The sequence below is a fragment of the Humitalea sp. 24SJ18S-53 genome, assembly GCF_050632385.1.
Classification (GTDB): Bacteria; Pseudomonadota; Alphaproteobacteria; order Acetobacterales; family Acetobacteraceae; genus Humitalea.
Window position 1 is genome coordinate 3,587,551 of record NZ_CP192599.1, and the last position, 15,666, is coordinate 3,603,216.

Consider the following 15,666-nt stretch of genomic DNA (forward strand, 5'->3'; position numbering starts at 1 on the left):
GCGGTCAGCCCCAGACCGCGCGCAACACGCGCAGCGCGTTCAGCCCAAGGATGCCCTCGACCTCGGCGGGCGAGAAACCGCGCCGCGCCAGCGCCGGTGCCAGGGCTGGCATGTCCGGATGGTCGGCCAGGCCCTCGGCGTAGAGATCCTCGAACAGATAGGGGCCGACCATGCCCGGATACATCCGGCGCGTCGTGTTCTCCCACTTCACCTTGGTGTGCGGGAAGAAATCCGTGCCGATGGCGACGTGTTCCGCCCCGACCAGCCGGGCGACATAGGCCATGTGATCGACGACATCCTCCAGGTCCGGCCTGGCCTTCCCGTCCTTGTGGATGAAGGGGGAGTAGGGCGAGATGCCGATCACGCCGCCGGATGTGGCGATGGCGCGTATCTGCTCATCGGTCAGGTTGCGGCCGCTGCGCGTCACCGCATCGGCGTTGGAATGCGTCGCGACGACCGGCTGGCTGCTATTGGCGATGATATCCAGGGAGGTCCGGCATCCGGCGTGGGACACATCCACCAGCACCTTGCTGCGGTTCAACTCCTGCACCGCGCGAATGCCCAGCAGCGTCAGCCCATCGTCGCGCGGCTCCAGGCAGCCCGCGCCGAATTGCGTGGTTTCGTTATAGGTCAGCGCCGCCACCCGCAGCCCCAGTTTCGCCAGCACGGGAATGAAGGCGGTCTCCTCCTCGATGAAATGCAGCCCTTGCACGCCCTGGATGACGCCCACGCGCCCCGTGTCGCGCGCCAGCAGGATGTCATCCGCGGTACGGACCTGCAGGACACGGTCGGGCACCTGTTCGAAGACGCAGTCGAAGTCGTAGAACTCGCGCAAGATCGGTCGGATATCACGGGCATAGAGGCCCATGGTGACCGTGAAGGCATGCACGCCCGCGGTCGTCAGCTTGCGGCCGTAGTCCCGCGGCGCATCCTTCGGCGGGGTCAGCGTGCCGATCGTGCCACCGAGCAGATCGATGAGCAGGGGGGAGGAGGAAGATGTCATCGTCACTCTTTCAATCCTGAAGAGATGGCAGCCACAGGGCGATGCTGGGAAAGACGACAAGCAGCACGACCGCGGCGACATAGAGCGCAACGAAGGGCGTGACGCCGGCGAAGATATCGGTGATCGGCCCGGACGGCCGCCGTAGCCCTTGCAGCACATACATGACGGTGCCGTCGGGCGGGGTGATCAAGGCGATCTCGATCAGCATGGTCACGATCACGCCGAACCAGACGGCGTCGTAGCCAAGCGCCGTGACGATCGGGAAGACCACCGGGATGGTGGTGATGATCATGGAAAAGCCTTCCATGAAGGTGCCCAGGGCGAAATACAGACCGATGATCATCGCCATCAGCGCCCAGGCGGGCAGCGGCAGGCCGGTGACGAAGCCCGCGACCAGGCGCGGCACATCCAGGCTGGTCAGCACGTAGTTCAGCAGGAAGGCGCTGATCAGGATCAGTCCGACCAGCGCGGTGTTCCGTGCCGTCGCCAGCGCCGATTCATGCAGCATGCGCAGGTTGAATTTTCCCGCCAGCGCGGCGAAGACCACCGCCGCCACGGCACCCAGGGCCGCGGCCTCGGTGGGGGTCGCGAGGCCGCCATACATCGACCCCAGCACAACCAGCCCAAGCGCCAGCGTCGGCACCAGATCGACCAGGCCCAACAGCTTCACCAGCAAGGGCACCTTGGGCGCGTCCATGCGCGGCCCGCGCAGCCCCTTGACGAAGATATAGGCCAGGAAAAGCACCGTCACGAGCAGGCCCGGCCCGACCGCCGCCAGATACAGCTTGCCGACCGAGGTATTGGTCAGCAGCGCATAGATGATGAAGGTGATGCCCGGTGGGATGAGATTGCCCAGCGCCCCACCGGCCGCGAGGCTGCCCAGTACCATGCGGCGGTCGTAATTCGTCTTCTCGAAATACGGCAGCGCCACCGAACCCATGGTCGCCGCGGTCGCGATGCTCGAGCCGGAGATCGCCGAGAACAGCGCGCAGGACATGATGTTCGTATGCAGCAACCCGCCCGGGACGCGGTTCATCCAAAGCCCCAGCGCCTTGTACAGCCGGTCCGAAATGCCCGCCCGCAACAGGATCTCGCCCATCAGCAGGAATAGCGGCATCGCGATCAGCACGTAGTTGGTCGTGGTGGTCCAGGCGATCTCACCAAGGAACAGCCAGAAGGGACGGCTGGAAAAGGCCAGGCCCGCGAGCAGGCCGAGGATGCCGAGCGTCGCCGCGATATAGACCCCCGCGCCAAAGAAGGCCGCGAAGAGGCCGCAGAGGACCAGTATCTCCGATATCGGCAGATCCGTGGCGGCGCCGTTGAAGGCGAGGCCGACGGCGACGGCCAGCAACACGCCGATGAAGACGACTGCGATCATGGCGTGCCCTCCACTTTCGAAAGGGCGATCAGGGTTTCCTGCGTCTCTTCCTCGTAGCTGCGCGGGCGCAGCATCGCATCCACCTCGGCGCCGCGGCCGGCGATGAGCAGGCAGAGGCTTTCCAGCAGCATGGCCACCAGCAGCAGCGCGAAGAAGCACAGCCCGAAGGCCCAGAGACTTTGCGGTACGACCAGGGGCACCGCCAACGCGCTGATGTCGCGCGTGTCGAAGAGAATCGATTCCTCGACCACGCCGATCGACGACCAGGCGACCACGATCATCAGCAGCGTCAACAGTGCCAGGGAGAAGACATGCAGCAACTGCCGCGCCGCCAGCGGCAGGCGCATGACCAGCACATCGATCCGCACATGCGCGCGGTCGGTCATCGCCTGCGCCACCCCCCAGGCGATGCCGAAACCCATCATGTAGCCGGACACCTCCGTAGTGCCGCCCGAACTCGTGCCCAGGAAGCGGCGGCTCAGCACATCGGCCGTCACGAAGATCGCGATTCCAACATAGATCCAGCCGGCTGCTACACCCATCCAGCCGCCGATGCGTTCCAGCAGGCGTCGCAGGCCGGTCGCGATCCGCAAGGCAAGGTAAGTCTGAGCCATCACCCACCAACCGCGTCAGGGTTGCCGAAGCCGCCGCCACCCGGCGTTTCGATGATCAGCACCTGGTCGGATCGCACCGGCATCAGGTCGGGCTTGTCGGGCAGCCGGCGTTCGGTACCGTCGTCGTCCCGCAGCAGGAAGCGGCCGGCGGCGCCAGCGCCGCCGCCATCCAGACCCCATGGCCGATGCACGAAGCGCTCGCCGGCGCCGCTGAACATCGCGCCGTCGCCCAGCGGCCGCACCTCGCGCCGGATGCCCAGGCCGCCGCGATGCAGTCCGGCGCCACCGGAGCCCTCGACCAGCGCATAGCGCTCGATCAACAGGGGATACTCGGCCTCGATCGCCTCGACCGGCAGGTTGGAGGTATTGGTCAGGTAGGCCTGGACGCCATCCTTGCCGGGTTTTTGGTGCCGCGCCCCGCCGCCGCCGCCCAAAGTTTCGAAATAGACGAATTCGCGGCCACTCGCCGGATGGCGGCCATAGAACATCGCCGCGGTGTTGGAACCATTGGCCGCCGCGGTGACGCGATGCGGCAGCACCTGCGCGAAGGCACCCAGGATCACATCGACCACGCGCATGGCGGTCATCACCCGATGCGCGACGGCGGCGGGATAGCTGGCGGCGACGACCGACCCCTCCGGCGCCACCACCTCGATCGGCAGCATCAGCCCATGATTGTTCGGTGCCTCCGGATCCAGCAGGCATTTCAGGGCGAAGGCGACGGTCGAATGCAGCCCGTTCAGCACCAGGTTGATATTGCCCGGCACCTGCGGGCCTGAGCCGGCGAAGTCCAGCAGCATGCGATCGCCCGTCACGTCGATCCGGACGGCGATGGGAATGTCATGCGCGGCCAGCCCATCGCCATCCAGGAGATCCTGGAAACCGTAGGTGCCGTCGGGGATCTCGGAGATCGCCAGCCGCATGCGTCGCGCCGTGGCGGCAAGGATGTCGTCGAAGGCGAGGATCAGGGCATCGGCGCCATAGCTCGCCGCCAGCTCCTCGAAGCGCCGCAGGCCGAGGCGGCTGGCCGCGAACTGGGCGCGGAAATCGCCCAGGCGTTCTTCCTTCATCCGCATGTTCAGCAAGATCAGGTCGAAGACATCCTGCAGAAGCCGTCCACGCTCGAACAGCTTCACCACCGGGATGCGGATGCCTTCCTGGTAGATCTCGGTCAGCCCGCTCGCCATGCTGCCGGGGCGCGCGCCGCCGATATCCGAATGATGCGCGATGGTGCATACGAAGCAGATCAGCCGGCCATCGATGAAGACGGGCGCCGCCGTGTTGATATCCGGCAGATGCGACCCGCCGCCCGCATAGGGATCATTCGCGATGAAGAGGTCGCCCGGGGCGATGGTGTCCAGCGGATGCTTGGCGCGCAGCGCGCCGATCAACCCGATCAGCCCGCTCAGATGGATCGGCAGCGATTGCGCGGCCTGGGCGATCAGCCGCCCCCCGGGGTCGATGATCGCGGTGCTGTGGTCCCGTCTTTCCTTGATATTGCCGGAATAGGCACTGCGCATCAGCGCCAGGAAGGTCTCGTCGGCGATCGAACGCAGCGCGTTGTGGATCACCTCCAGGGTGATGGGGTCGGCGGGGCCAGTCCTCATGGCGCGAGATCCACGACAAGATTGCCCACGTCATCGACCTGGCCGCGGTCGCCGGCGGCGAGCAGGATCGTCGCATCGAGCTGTTCGAGCACCATGGGCCCCAGCACGACCTCACCGACACGCAATGTCTCGCGACGCAGCACCGGCGTTTCCGTCCAGTCCATCGCCTCGAACAGCACGGCGCGGGAGGCGGTTGTCGCCACAATGGGGGAACGCGCGGTGGCCGATGCTGCCGGCGGCAGATCATTGGTTGCCACGGCATCAAACCGCAAGTTTACCACCTCGACCGGCGCCAGGGGATCCTGGAAGCCGTAGCTGCGTTCATGCATTGCGCAAAAGGCCTGGTGCAGCGCCAATTGATCGAGCGGCCTGGCCGGCCAGTCCGTGATCGGCAAGGTCAGCTCAAAATTCTGCCCGACGTAGCGCAGGTCGCAGCCGGCCTGCAGGCGCCGGCGGCCCGGCGCGACCCCCTCGGCCAGAAACCAGGCATCGGTACGGCGCGCCAGCGCGGCGAGTCCTTCGGCCAGTGCCACGGTCGACTCGGCACGCAGGGGCAGCAGGACGGATTGTACGAAGTCTTCGCGCTGCTCCGCCCCCAGAAGACCCTCCGCGCAGAGCAGCCCGGGCGAATGCGGCACCACCATCCGCCGGATGCCCAGACTGCGCGCCACCTCCGCCGCATGCAGCGGGCCCGCGCCGCCGAAGGGCACCAGGTCGAACTGGCGCGGATCATGGCCACGTTCCACCGAGATACGTCGGATCGCGCGCACCATGTTGGAATTCACGATGCGGATCACGCCAAGCGCGGTCGCTTCGGATGTCAGGCCAAGCCTGGCCGCCAGGGTCGCGATCACCCGCTGCGCCGCCGCGACATCCAGCCGCACGCCGCCATCCGCGAGTGATGGTGAAAGCCGCCCCAGGACCAGATTGGCATCGCTGACCGTCGGCAGCGTGCCGCCGCGGCCGTAGCAGGCGGGGCCGGGCCGCGCGCCCGCGCTCTGCGGCCCGACCTTAAGCAGCCCGTCGCGGTCGATCCAGGCGATGGACCCGCCCCCCGCGCCGACCGCGGTGATGTCCAGCGCCGGCAGGCGCACGGGATAGCCCTCGACCTCCCGGCTGGCGTGCAGCCCGGGCGTGCGGTCGCGCACCAGGCTCACGTCGGCGCTGGTACCGCCCATGTCGAGGGTGATGAGATCGGGGTGCCGCGCGCCGACCGCACGGATGGCGCCGACAACGCCAGCGGCGGGGCCGGACAGGGCCGTGCGCACCGGCAATTGGATCGCCCGGTCCAGCGACATCAGGCCGCCGCTTGACTGGTTGATGCCGATGGCGGCGCCCGGTGCGGTCTGTGCCATGCCCGCCGCGAGGTCCCGCAGGTAGCCGGCCATCACCGGCTGGACATAGGCGTTGATGACGGTGGTCGAAAACCTTTCGTATTCGCGGAACTCGGGGTGAACCTCGGACGACAGGCTGATTGGCAGATCGGGCAGGGCAGCGTGCAGCGCATCGCGCAGGGCGGCTTCATGGGCCGGATTGCGGAAGGCGAAGAGGAAGCAGACGGCGCAAGCCTCCACATCCGCCTGGCGCACCGCCTCTACGACCGCCGCGATAGCCGCCGGGTCCGGCGCGCGGCGGACGGAGCCATCGGCGGTGATCCGTTCACCCAGTTCCAGCCGCCGCTCACGCGGCACCAGCGGGGGCGGCGGGTCGATATACAGGTCGAACATATGCGGCCGCACCTGGCGGCCGATTTCCAGCACGTCGCGGAACCCCTCCGTGGTCACCAGCGCGAGCCGCGCGCCGCTGCCCTGGATCAGCGCGTTCGTCGCGACGGTGGTGCCATGCGCGATGCGGCCGACGGTTTCCGCCGGGATGCCGGCCAGCGCCAGCAGATGGTGCAACCCCTCCACCATCGCGCTCGCCGGGCGGCCGGGGGTCGAGGGGATCTTGGCCACATGGCGTTCGCCGCTGCCGGCATGGACCGCGACGATATCGGTGAATGTGCCACCGACGTCGATGCCGACGACCCAGCCGCCGCGCGGCAGCGATGTGGAAGGGCTCAGACCACATACTCCTCGAAACGGATCAGGTAGTCGCGGGCGAGGCGCAGGTTCTCGCGCTTGATCTGCTCGGCGGCCACGGCGTCCCTGCGGTGCATGGCGTCCAGGGTGGCGCGGTGCAGGACAAGCCCCTGCGCCGCGCGCCCGGGCAGGAAGACCGAGCGCCGCGCCAGCACCGCGCTGCGATCGGCCAGGGCGCCAAGCAGTTCTTCCAGGTCCGGATTGGCGGCCGCCGCGATCATGCGGTTGTCCAACTGGACGATGTAGCCGACGTAGATATCGAAGGCGTGGCGTTCGATCGCCGCCTCGGCCGGTGCGCCGAACAGCGCGACGAGGTCGGCCCAATGCCCAGGCGGGGCGCGTTCGGTGGCAAGCCGGGCGCAAAGGCCCTCGACGCCTTCCCGCACCTCGTAGAGGGAGAGGATTTCGGCGCGGCCCAGGCGGGCGACCTCCGCCCCCCGATTAGGGTAGCGCTTCACGAGGTGACGCTGCGCCAGTGTGGCGAGCGCGTCGCGGATGACGGCGCGGGATGCCCCTAGCTCCGTGGCGATGTCGCGTTCCCGGATTCTGGCCCCCGGGGCGAGGATTCGGGTGACGATGCGCTGGCGCAGGATCGCCACGACCTCGGCGACCGAGCGGCGGTCCGGGGCGTCTGGTGTCCCTGGGGGGTCTTCTGGGGGCGAGAGGAGGTTGCTCATGGCGTCAGCCTATTTTGGTTGATAAAATGGTCAACCAGTTTGTTGATCAGATTTGCGGAACGATTCACACCTCTTCGGGGACGCGAGCACGCCAGCGCCGCAGAGAAAGGCGCTTCGCCTCATGCATGTGCAAAAATCCGCCTGGGCGTGACGCCAAGAGCGTGATGGCCGTGGCCAGCGGCACGCGGACTGTGATGCTGGTCGCGGTCGTCATGCTGCCGACCCTCAGGGCATCGGGCGATATGGCGGTGAGGTCGCCGCGGCCACGCCGCGGGTCCGAGTAGGTCGCGGTGCCGCTGACACCGGCCAGCCAGGCATACGGCGTGAACTCGAAGGATCAGCCCCGGGGCCGGGCTGGTGCTCTGGGTGGCGGCCCCGGGCATTGCCGACGGAGTCTGGGCAAAGGCCGGCGCCGAGGCCAGAAGAAGCAAGGCAGCAGCGCGCGCTGCGTGTTGAATGGTTATGGCAAGGCATCGTTCTTCAGGCGCCCGCGGCGGCGCTACCGGTCTTGGCGCGGGGCCGCGCCGACGGCACGGCCCAGTCACGAATGGCCCCGCGTGGGCCTGGCGCTCAGTTACCCGCGCCGACCAGCGTCACCTCGATGCGGCGGTTCTGCGCCCGGCCGGCCGGCGTGTCGTTCGGCGCGACCGGATTCGCCTCACCACGACCATCGGCCGAGACGATGTTGCGCGGCACGCCACCGGCGATCAGCACATCGGCCACGGTATCCGCCCGGCGGGAGGACAGGTCGAGGTTAGAGGAAATACCCTCCAGCCGCAGTTCCGGCCCGACCGGCGTCGTGTCGGTGTAGCCTTCGATGATGACGCGGGTATTGGTCAGCCCTTGCAAGGTCGGCACCATCTTCAGCAGCGTCTCGCGGGCGCGCGCATCGATCCGGTATCCGCCGGAGGCGAACAGCACGCGGTCGGTCATGGTGACCTTCAGTCGCCCCTGGAGCATCTGGATGGTGGCTTCATCGGCCGTATAGCGCGCCTGCAATTGTGTGTAGGCCTGCTGCAGCTGGTCGTAGCGCTGTTCGGAAACGCAGCCGCCCAGCAGCAGGCCTGAGGCGAGCATCGGAGCGGCGATAGCTAGGAAACGGCGGTGCATGAGTTCGTCCTTTCTGTGGGTGATTGGTGTTGATGGCCAGGCCATCTGCGCCGAAGCGGATCGTCGGTTGCTGGGGCCGGTTCTGACAACGCGGCGCGACTGCGTCGACGCGGCGAGCGCGAAATGCTTTGTTCCTCCCTGTGCTGGCAGTGCGGACCTTCGCGGCGGCAGGGGCGCATCAGCGTGGCCCCGGCGGGCGCAGGCCGCGCAGCTGCGCGAGCAGCGCGGCCGCCTCCCGATCCTGCGGGTCCAGCGCCACCGCCTCCGCGGCCAGACGTGCGGCTTCGGCGACGTTCGCCAAGTCCCGCTCTATCGTCGCCAGCGCGATCAGGCTGTCGCGATTCCGGGGCGCGCGTTCCAGCGTCTCTCGTAGGGTCGCCCTGGCCTCTGCCGTGCGGCCGAGGCCGTGCAGCGCCAGCGCCCGCGCATAGGCATAGCGCGGCTGGTCTGGCGCCAGCGCCACGGCGCGGCCAAGCGGCGCCAAGGCCGCCATAGGCTGGCCGACGCGCACCTGCGCAAGGGCGAGCGCGAACTGGGCCTCGGCACTGTCTGGATGGACTTCGGTGGCGCGGATCAGCAGCGCCAGGGCGGCGTCGTTCCGCCCGCGTCGCGCTTCGAAATCCGCCATATTGACCAGGGCCGACAGGAAGACCGGGTCGCGCGCCAGAGCGTCGCGGAAGGCGGCCTCGGCGCCGGCCATATCGCCCCGGGCGGCGAGCAGGCCCGCGATGTTCACATGCGCTTCCGGCCTTTCGGCGGCGACCCGCTCGCTGGCCAGTAACTCGGCCCAGGCGCGGGCAAAGGCGGGCCTCGCGGCTTCGGGCATCGCTTCCAGCGGCACCGGGGCCAGGGCGCGGGCGGCCTCGATCCGCACCAGCAGCCTGGGGTCGGCCAGGAAGCGCGTGGCGTGCAGGCGGTTGCGCGGGTGCAGCCCGTCCAGCGCGCGCAGGGCCGCCGAACGGACCAGCGGCTCGGGGTCGAGCAAGGTCGCACCGATGGCCTGGGCGCTGGCCTGGCTGGGCGGGGTGGCGAGCAGCCCGATCGCCGTGGCGCGCAGGATGGCGGGGCGTGCGCGATCGGTCGCGACCGCTGCCAGCGCCATGTCGGCGCCACGCGCGCCCAATCGCCCGGCATCGATGGCCAGCGCCGGATGCGGATCGTCGCGTCGCGTCGGTCCGAACCAGGTGGCGACCTGGCGGGCCGCCCAGCCCGGCGTCTGCCCGGTGTGGCATCCGGTACAGACATCCGGCGTGCCGATCGCGGCCGCGACATCCGGCCGCGGCACCTGGAAGGCATGATCGCGCCGCCGGTCCACGCCCATGTAGGTGGCGGCGGGCATGTGGCAGGACACGCATAGCGCGGCCTCGGTGTTCTGGGCGTGGTGATGATGCGCCGCGGTGTCAAAGCGCGCCGGCTGATGGCATTGCGCGCAGACGGCATTGCCCTCCGCCCGTAGGCGCTGACTATGCGGGTCGTGGCAATCCGAACAGGTCACGCCCGCACGCTGCATGCGTGATTGCGCAAAGCTGCCCCATTCGAAGACCTCGCCATCGATCCGCCCATCGGCGTGATACAGACCCGGCGTCAGCAGGGCCGGGGCATGGGTGTCGAGGAAGCGTGCCCCGGGGCGCGGATCGGCCACGATCGGCCGGGCACGGGCGTGGCAGGGCGCGCAGATCTCGGTCTGCGCCGTGGTCTGACGGGGCGGGCCGCCCCAATGGGTAATGCCGCGCGCATCGCCTTCGGCAAAGCGCCAACCGCCACCGGAGGTGTCGCGCAACACGACCTCCAGCGCCGGGTTCGGCGGGCGGGGTGTCGCACGCGCCCAGGCGACATGAGCCGCGCCCCGGCCATGGCAGGATTCGCAGCCGACGGCGATCTCGGTCCAGGTCGTGTCGTAGCGGTCGCTGGTCGCGTCATAGCCCCGCACAACACCCGTCGAATGGCATGACGCGCACATGAAATTCCAGGTCTGGTCGCGCCCGGTCCAGTGCAGCGGATCGGTGACGGCCAGGACCTCGTTGGCCAACAGGTGGTACCAGCGCTGGCCGCCAAGGTCGGCTGGACGGCTGTCCCAGGCCCAGGGCAGCACCTGCCGGCGGCCATCGGGGAAGAGCACCAGGTACTGCTGCAGCGGGGCGACGCCGAAGGTCTCGCTGACCGCGAAATCCGCGACCGTGGCACCAGGGCCGGCGGTGCGGATGACGAAGCGGTCGCCGTCACGCAGAAAGGTCGCCGTGTGGCGGCCATCGGTGATGGTGGCGCCGGAGAAATTGCCAAGCACATTGTCCGGCGTGGCGGCGGCCATGGCGCGGGCGTGGTCGCTGCCCCGCCAGGCCGCTGCTTCGGCGGCGTGGCAGGTGGCGCAAGTCGTGGTGCCGACGAAACCCGCGCGTGCCCTTTCGCCGGCCGCGATTGGTTCTGTGCCGACCAGCAGCGCGGTCAGCAAAAAAGGCGCGGCGATGCAGGCCGCAAGGCACAGCCCGGCTATCGCGCGCGCTGCCCGACCGTGGACTGCACATGGTCCCGATGCTGTCCGGTCAGGCATCACGCGACATCCTCACCGGGCTGCGTCACGGAGGTCATGGGGTCACACCGGTTTTGGTGTGATTGGATTGCCTTAGAAGCTGAAGTTCACCGCCAGGTAGGCGCCGCTCATCGTCATGTCCCGCACCAGCGAATTGCCGCCCTGGTCGAAGGACAGGTAACGCCAGCCGAGCGACACGCCGACCGGGCCCGTCTGGTAGCCGATGCCACCGAAGGCCTGCCAGGTCAGGTTCGAATCACCGGTGCCGACATCGACGTAGTAGGGCAGGAAGAAGCCGCCCTCACCCAGGCGCAGCCGCCCACGTAAGCCGACAATGCCGTTCCAGATGTTGTCGCTGCCGGAGAGGCGCCCGCTGCCGCCGAATGTTGGCCCGGCATTGCCGCGTGGCCCCATAAGCTGGAGGGAGAGATTGTAGTTGGTGGAGGCATCGATGCCGAGGTAGCGGAAGCCGCCAATCGCATCGACATGCCCCCAAGGACCCGAGGCGAGCGTATAGCCGCCAGCGAGCGTCCAAAGCGTGGTCTTGAGCGTCGAGTCGGTGCCGATGTTATCCACGCTGGAGATCGGATTGCGCCCGACACCGATGATGTTGGCCGATTCCACATTGCTCGTGCTGGCCGAGGCGCTGACGTACATGAAATCCGTGAGAAGCGTGAAACGGTCGTATCGTGCCGAACCGGCGAAGGCCAACGCGAAGTTCAGTTCATCCGTGTAGGTGCCGGGGTCGGCCGAGACATCCGCCGTGCCGCTGATATTGCCAGGCAAATGGTAGCGCAGGTTGGCGCCCACGGTCGGCAGCCAGACGTAGGGCGCGACGTCGAAACTCCAGCCCGGTCGAAGCCCGGTATCCTGCGCCGCGGCGCCATTGGCCAGGCCGACAACGACCAGGGCCACGGCTACGGCATTGGACCGCCTGATGTGATACATCATGTCGCGACTTCCTTCCCTCCGAATCAGGCCAAGACCCGCCTCACCTCATCCACAACGAAGGCGGCTACCGATACCACGCGCGGCGATACCCGCGGCGCGCGGCGCCGGCGAAGGAGATGGGTGTGCGCGGCATGCCGATGATGTCGATGAAGACAGACACCTCGTCACCAGCGTCGGGCATGGAGCCGTCCAGGATCTGCACCGTATAAGCAAGGTTGGCACCCTCAAGCACCGGATCGCGCAGCACGACCACGACCTGGCGCAGCGCGTCACCCTCGATGAGCGAAACATCCGCGTTCGGCGGATCGGACAGGAAGCTGTTGCGCCCGCCGCTCCAGAACGGCACGAAGGCCGCAGTGCGCATGTTGCCGGCGATACGGTCCGGGCGGTCGGAGAAGAACAGCGTGACCGGGCTGACATCCTGCAGGATCAGCCGGCTGGCAGCGCGGTCGAAGCGCAAGCGCCGGGCGGTCTGCACGAACAGGAAGTCGGCATTGCCGGAGGAGGTGTCTGCCGGTTGGGCGTGACCAGGTTGGGCTGCAAAGGCAGCCGTCGCAGCGGCCGTGATGGCCAGGAAACGCCGTGTCGTCATTGTTCCCTCCTTCCTATCCCGATAGCAAAATGACGGCCGTCAGTGGGCGCGCCTGGGAAGTGTCGCGAGTGACGCGGGCTCCGCACTGGCCCAAGCCCCAAGCGCAGTTTTTCCGCGCGACATGCGCCCCGCCGCGCTCAGTGATGCCGCGTGAGCCATACTGTCGCACCCGCGTGGTAAAGGACTGCTGGCCATAACATCACCCCGCGAAGGTCCGCGCTGACCGCGACAACTGCCAACATGAGCGCGATCGCCGGCTGAAACAGCAGCATCGCGCGCCGCGCCGCGGGCGACGATGTGCCGAGAACCGGCCAGCAGGCCAGCCCAAAGCAGATCAGCCCGACGCCACCAAGGCGCCCGACCGCCGCGCCGCCTGCGTCAAGCCCGACCCCGAGCAGCAGCCGCGCCACCCCATCCGGGGTCACCAGCAAGGCCAGCCCGGTCAGCACCTCGACAGCCGCCGCGACGCGGAAGGCCACCATCGCTCAGGGCCCGCTGCCCTGCTGCATGCGCTGCACGAAGTCCTCCATGTCGCCGATAATTCCGCCCACCAAAGGAAGTTGCCGCGCTGCGAGAAGGCGCTGCAGGTCGCGCAGCGATTCCGGCGTGACCGTGCTGGCGCCGGGGTCGATCGTCAGCTTCACCAGCCTGCCGGTAAAGGCGAAGGGCACCTGGTAGTCATTGTCATCGACCGGAGTGCCGGTATCGATTCCGACATCGAAGGTCTCATCCAGCGTCAACGCGATGGGGATGGTGCGCGGCATCGACCGCGTCACCGCCGCCTGGCCATCCACCGACAGCGTGCCGGTGCCGCCACGACCGAACGGCAGGGGAAAGCGGCCGTCCGCGGATGGCTGCCAGTCGAACACGATGGTGTGGCGCCCAGGCGTGAGCACCGGCCCCTGCCACCGCCCGCGCGCGATATCGAGGAAGTTGTAGGTGAAGGTCGGCCGCCCCTGCACGAGGTAGAGGCCATAGCCGCCAAACCTTCCGCCATGGGTGACGAGCATGCCGTTCGCACCGCCCTGCGGCACGTCGATCTCGGCGGTGATGCGGTAGGCGCGGTTCATCAGGCTCGGCGCCGTCGCGTCCTGGAGCGACGCGACGGGCGAGGTATAGACGAACTGCTGTCGTCCGGCCGCGGGTCCGGGCCTTGGCGTCAGGAAGCGGTCGAGGGCCGATGCATCCAGCGGCAGCACCCGGTTCCACGCCGCCTCCGCCAGGAACAGCCCCTGCATCATGCGCAACCGGTCCGGGTTCTGGTCCGCGACACTGGCGAACTGCGTCGGATCATCCGCGAGGTTGTAGAGTTCCCATTGGAAGCCGTTGAGCACGTCGGTCGGCCGCGGCGCCATGCCGTTCCAGGGGGGTGCCACGGGTGTCGTATTGGCGAACCAGCCGTCGTGGTAGATGCCGCGATTGCCCATCATCTCGAAATACTGCGTGCGGCGCCGGGTTGGCGCGTTCGCGCCCGCGCGGTCGAAGGTATAGGCCATGCTGACCCCGTCGAACGGGCGCTGGGTGATGCCGTTGATCGTGTTCGCCGCGGGAATGCCAGCGGCTTCCAGGATCGTCGGCATCACGTCGATCACGTGATGGAACTGGGTTCGGATACCGCCACGGTCGGTGATGCGCCGCGGCCAGTGCATCACCATGCCGTTGCGCGTGCCGCCGAAATGGGACGCGATCTGCTTTGTCCAGCGGAACGGCGTATCGAAGGCCCAGGCCCAGCCGACGGCGAAGTGCGGATAGGTCCGGTCGCTGCCCCAGACATCCATCAAGGGAAGTTGCCGCGCGACTGGGATCTCCACGTTGTTGAAGAAGGTGGATTCGTTTGGCGACCCGTTCAACTGCCCCTCGGCACTCGCGCCATTGTCGCCGGTGACAAAGATGATGAGGGTGTTGTCGAGTTGGCCCAGGTCCTCGATCGCCTGGATCACGCGGCCGATCTCATGGTCCGAATAGGCCATGTAGGCGGCATAGACCTCGGCCTGGCGCGCGAAGAGGCGCTTCTCGTCAGCCGACAGGGCGTCCCACCGGCGGAGTTCGTCGGGCCAGGGTGTCAGTTGCGCATTCGCCGGGACCACGCCGAGCCGCTTCTGATTTTCGAAGATGCGCTCGCGGATGATGTTCCAGCCTTCGTCGAACTGGCCGCGGAAGCGGGCGATCCATTCGGGTGTCGGGTGGTGCGGCGCATGCGTCGCCCCCGGCGCGTAATGGATGAACCATCGCCGCTGCGGAGCGACGGCCTGGAGTCTTTGGATGTGCCCGATGGCGTCATCGGCCATGGCGGTGATCAGGTTCCAGCCGGGATTGCCGATGAAGGGTTCGGTCGGCGTGGTGTTGCGGTAGAGGTTGCCCGGCTGCCACTGGCTGGTGTCGCCACCGGCGAAGCCGAAGAAGTAGTCGTAGCCCTGGCGCACAGGCCAATGGGTGAACGGCCCCAAGGGGCTGGCTTCCGCCGGCGGGATATTGTGGTTCTTGCCGAACCAGGCGGTGGCATAGCCGTTCAGTTGCAGGGTGGCGGCACCATGCGCGGTTTCCGGCGGGATGGTCGCGTTGTAGCCGTCGAAGCCCGTCGCCATTTCCGACACGACGCCATAGCCCGCCGCGTGGTGGTTGCGACCGGTCAACAGGGCGGCCCGTGTGGGCGAGCACAACGCGGTCGTGTGGAACATCGTGTACCGCAGGCCGTTCTGCGCCAGGCGATCCAGCGTCGGCGTCGGGATCACGCCCCCAAAGGCCGAGTTCGATGCGTAGCCCGCATCGTCGAGCAGGATCAGCAGGACGTTGGGCGCACCTTCCGGCGGGGCCACCTGCGGCGCCCAGGCAGCGGTGCTGTCGACGGCGTTGGGCAGGATCGAGCCGGTGAAGGGGGGCGTCGGCAGCGGCAAGGTGCGGCTGTCGGGGAACTCGACAGCGTTCGGCGCGCCCAGCGTTCCCCGCAATTGCTGCGCCGAAGCCAGAGGTGTCGCCACCAGCAGGGCAAGACCATGCAGCAGAACGCCGCGCGCCAAACAATGCCAGATTGTCATGGCTTCCCTCCGCATGCCGGCACATCGGACAAGCGCCCGGTGTGATGCTGTGGTGTCGAAGGTCGCGCCGGACGATAGTGCTGGGATAGGG

12 protein-coding genes are annotated in these 15,666 nt (G+C 68.0%); all 12 read right to left on the bottom strand.

Annotated elements, in window-relative coordinates; genetic code table 11:
• Nucleotides 1–4 precede the first annotated feature (4 nt).
• On the bottom strand, nucleotides 5–1,003 hold the full coding sequence (locus tag ACQW02_RS17150) for a dipeptidase (protein WP_431285919.1): 999 nt from the start codon (nucleotides 1,001–1,003) through the stop codon (nucleotides 5–7).
• 10 nt (nucleotides 1,004–1,013) lie between these two features.
• On the bottom strand, nucleotides 1,014–2,381 hold the full coding sequence (locus ACQW02_RS17155) for a TRAP transporter large permease (RefSeq protein WP_431281133.1): 1,368 nt from the start codon (nucleotides 2,379–2,381) through the stop codon (nucleotides 1,014–1,016).
• Nucleotides 2,378–2,995: a TRAP transporter small permease subunit gene (locus ACQW02_RS17160; RefSeq protein ID WP_431281134.1), complete on the bottom strand. Its 618-nt coding sequence runs from the start codon at nucleotides 2,993–2,995 to the stop codon at nucleotides 2,378–2,380. The genes ACQW02_RS17155 and ACQW02_RS17160 overlap by 4 nt, the downstream gene beginning before the upstream one ends.
• Complete coding sequence (locus ACQW02_RS17165) at nucleotides 2,995–4,602, bottom strand: hydantoinase B/oxoprolinase family protein (protein ID WP_431281135.1); 1,608 nt, start codon at nucleotides 4,600–4,602, stop codon at nucleotides 2,995–2,997. The genes ACQW02_RS17160 and ACQW02_RS17165 overlap by 1 nt, the downstream gene beginning before the upstream one ends.
• Entirely contained in the window at nucleotides 4,599–6,665 is a 2,067-nt protein-coding gene (locus tag ACQW02_RS17170; protein ID WP_431285920.1) for a hydantoinase/oxoprolinase family protein, read from the bottom strand. The genes ACQW02_RS17165 and ACQW02_RS17170 overlap by 4 nt, the downstream gene beginning before the upstream one ends.
• Nucleotides 6,662–7,360: a GntR family transcriptional regulator gene (locus ACQW02_RS17175; RefSeq protein ID WP_431281136.1), complete on the bottom strand. Its 699-nt coding sequence runs from the start codon at nucleotides 7,358–7,360 to the stop codon at nucleotides 6,662–6,664. The genes ACQW02_RS17170 and ACQW02_RS17175 overlap by 4 nt, the downstream gene beginning before the upstream one ends.
• 570 nt (nucleotides 7,361–7,930) lie before the next feature.
• The gene (locus tag ACQW02_RS17180; RefSeq protein ID WP_431281137.1) at nucleotides 7,931–8,437 is read right to left on the bottom strand and encodes an OmpA/MotB family protein; all 507 of its coding nucleotides are present in this window, start codon (nucleotides 8,435–8,437) and stop codon (nucleotides 7,931–7,933) included.
• 211 nt (nucleotides 8,438–8,648) lie between these two features.
• Nucleotides 8,649–10,919, bottom strand: a complete 2,271-nt coding sequence (locus ACQW02_RS17185; protein ID WP_431281138.1) for a cytochrome c3 family protein — start codon at nucleotides 10,917–10,919, stop codon at nucleotides 8,649–8,651.
• A 171-nt stretch (nucleotides 10,920–11,090) separates the two neighbouring features.
• Nucleotides 11,091–11,948: a hypothetical protein gene (locus tag ACQW02_RS17190; protein WP_431281139.1), complete on the bottom strand. Its 858-nt coding sequence runs from the start codon at nucleotides 11,946–11,948 to the stop codon at nucleotides 11,091–11,093.
• A gap of 64 nt (nucleotides 11,949–12,012) precedes the next feature.
• Nucleotides 12,013–12,540 carry a hypothetical protein gene (locus ACQW02_RS17195; protein WP_431281140.1) on the bottom strand — a complete coding sequence of 176 codons (528 nt, stop codon included), beginning with the start codon at nucleotides 12,538–12,540 and terminating at the stop codon, nucleotides 12,013–12,015.
• Nucleotides 12,541–12,677: 137 nt separating this feature from the next.
• A complete protein-coding gene (locus ACQW02_RS17200; protein ID WP_431281141.1) occupies nucleotides 12,678–13,022 on the bottom strand; it encodes a hypothetical protein in 345 nt (114 codons plus the stop codon).
• Between the two features lie 3 nt (nucleotides 13,023–13,025).
• Entirely contained in the window at nucleotides 13,026–15,575 is a 2,550-nt protein-coding gene (locus tag ACQW02_RS17205) for an arylsulfatase (RefSeq protein ID WP_431281142.1), read from the bottom strand.
• Nucleotides 15,576–15,666 lie beyond the last annotated feature (91 nt).

Bases quoted from the DNA above. Each gene is read 5' to 3' on its own strand.
- ACQW02_RS17150 (WP_431285919.1), bottom strand. From the start codon at position 1,003: ATGACATCTTCCTCCTCCCCCCTGCTCATCGATCTGCTCGGTGGCACG.
- ACQW02_RS17155 (WP_431281133.1), bottom strand. From the start codon at position 2,381: ATGATCGCAGTCGTCTTCATCGGCGTGTTGCTGGCCGTCGCCGTCGGC.
- ACQW02_RS17160 (WP_431281134.1), bottom strand. From the start codon at position 2,995: ATGGCTCAGACTTACCTTGCCTTGCGGATCGCGACCGGCCTGCGACGC.
- ACQW02_RS17165 (WP_431281135.1), bottom strand. From the start codon at position 4,602: ATGAGGACTGGCCCCGCCGACCCCATCACCCTGGAGGTGATCCACAAC.
- ACQW02_RS17175 (WP_431281136.1), bottom strand. From the start codon at position 7,360: ATGAGCAACCTCCTCTCGCCCCCAGAAGACCCCCCAGGGACACCAGAC.
- ACQW02_RS17180 (WP_431281137.1), bottom strand. From the start codon at position 8,437: ATGCTCGCCTCAGGCCTGCTGCTGGGCGGCTGCGTTTCCGAACAGCGC.
- ACQW02_RS17190 (WP_431281139.1), bottom strand. From the start codon at position 11,948: ATGATGTATCACATCAGGCGGTCCAATGCCGTAGCCGTGGCCCTGGTC.
- ACQW02_RS17195 (WP_431281140.1), bottom strand. From the start codon at position 12,540: ATGACGACACGGCGTTTCCTGGCCATCACGGCCGCTGCGACGGCTGCC.
- ACQW02_RS17200 (WP_431281141.1), bottom strand. From the start codon at position 13,022: ATGGTGGCCTTCCGCGTCGCGGCGGCTGTCGAGGTGCTGACCGGGCTG.
- ACQW02_RS17205 (WP_431281142.1), bottom strand. From the start codon at position 15,575: ATGACAATCTGGCATTGTTTGGCGCGCGGCGTTCTGCTGCATGGTCTT.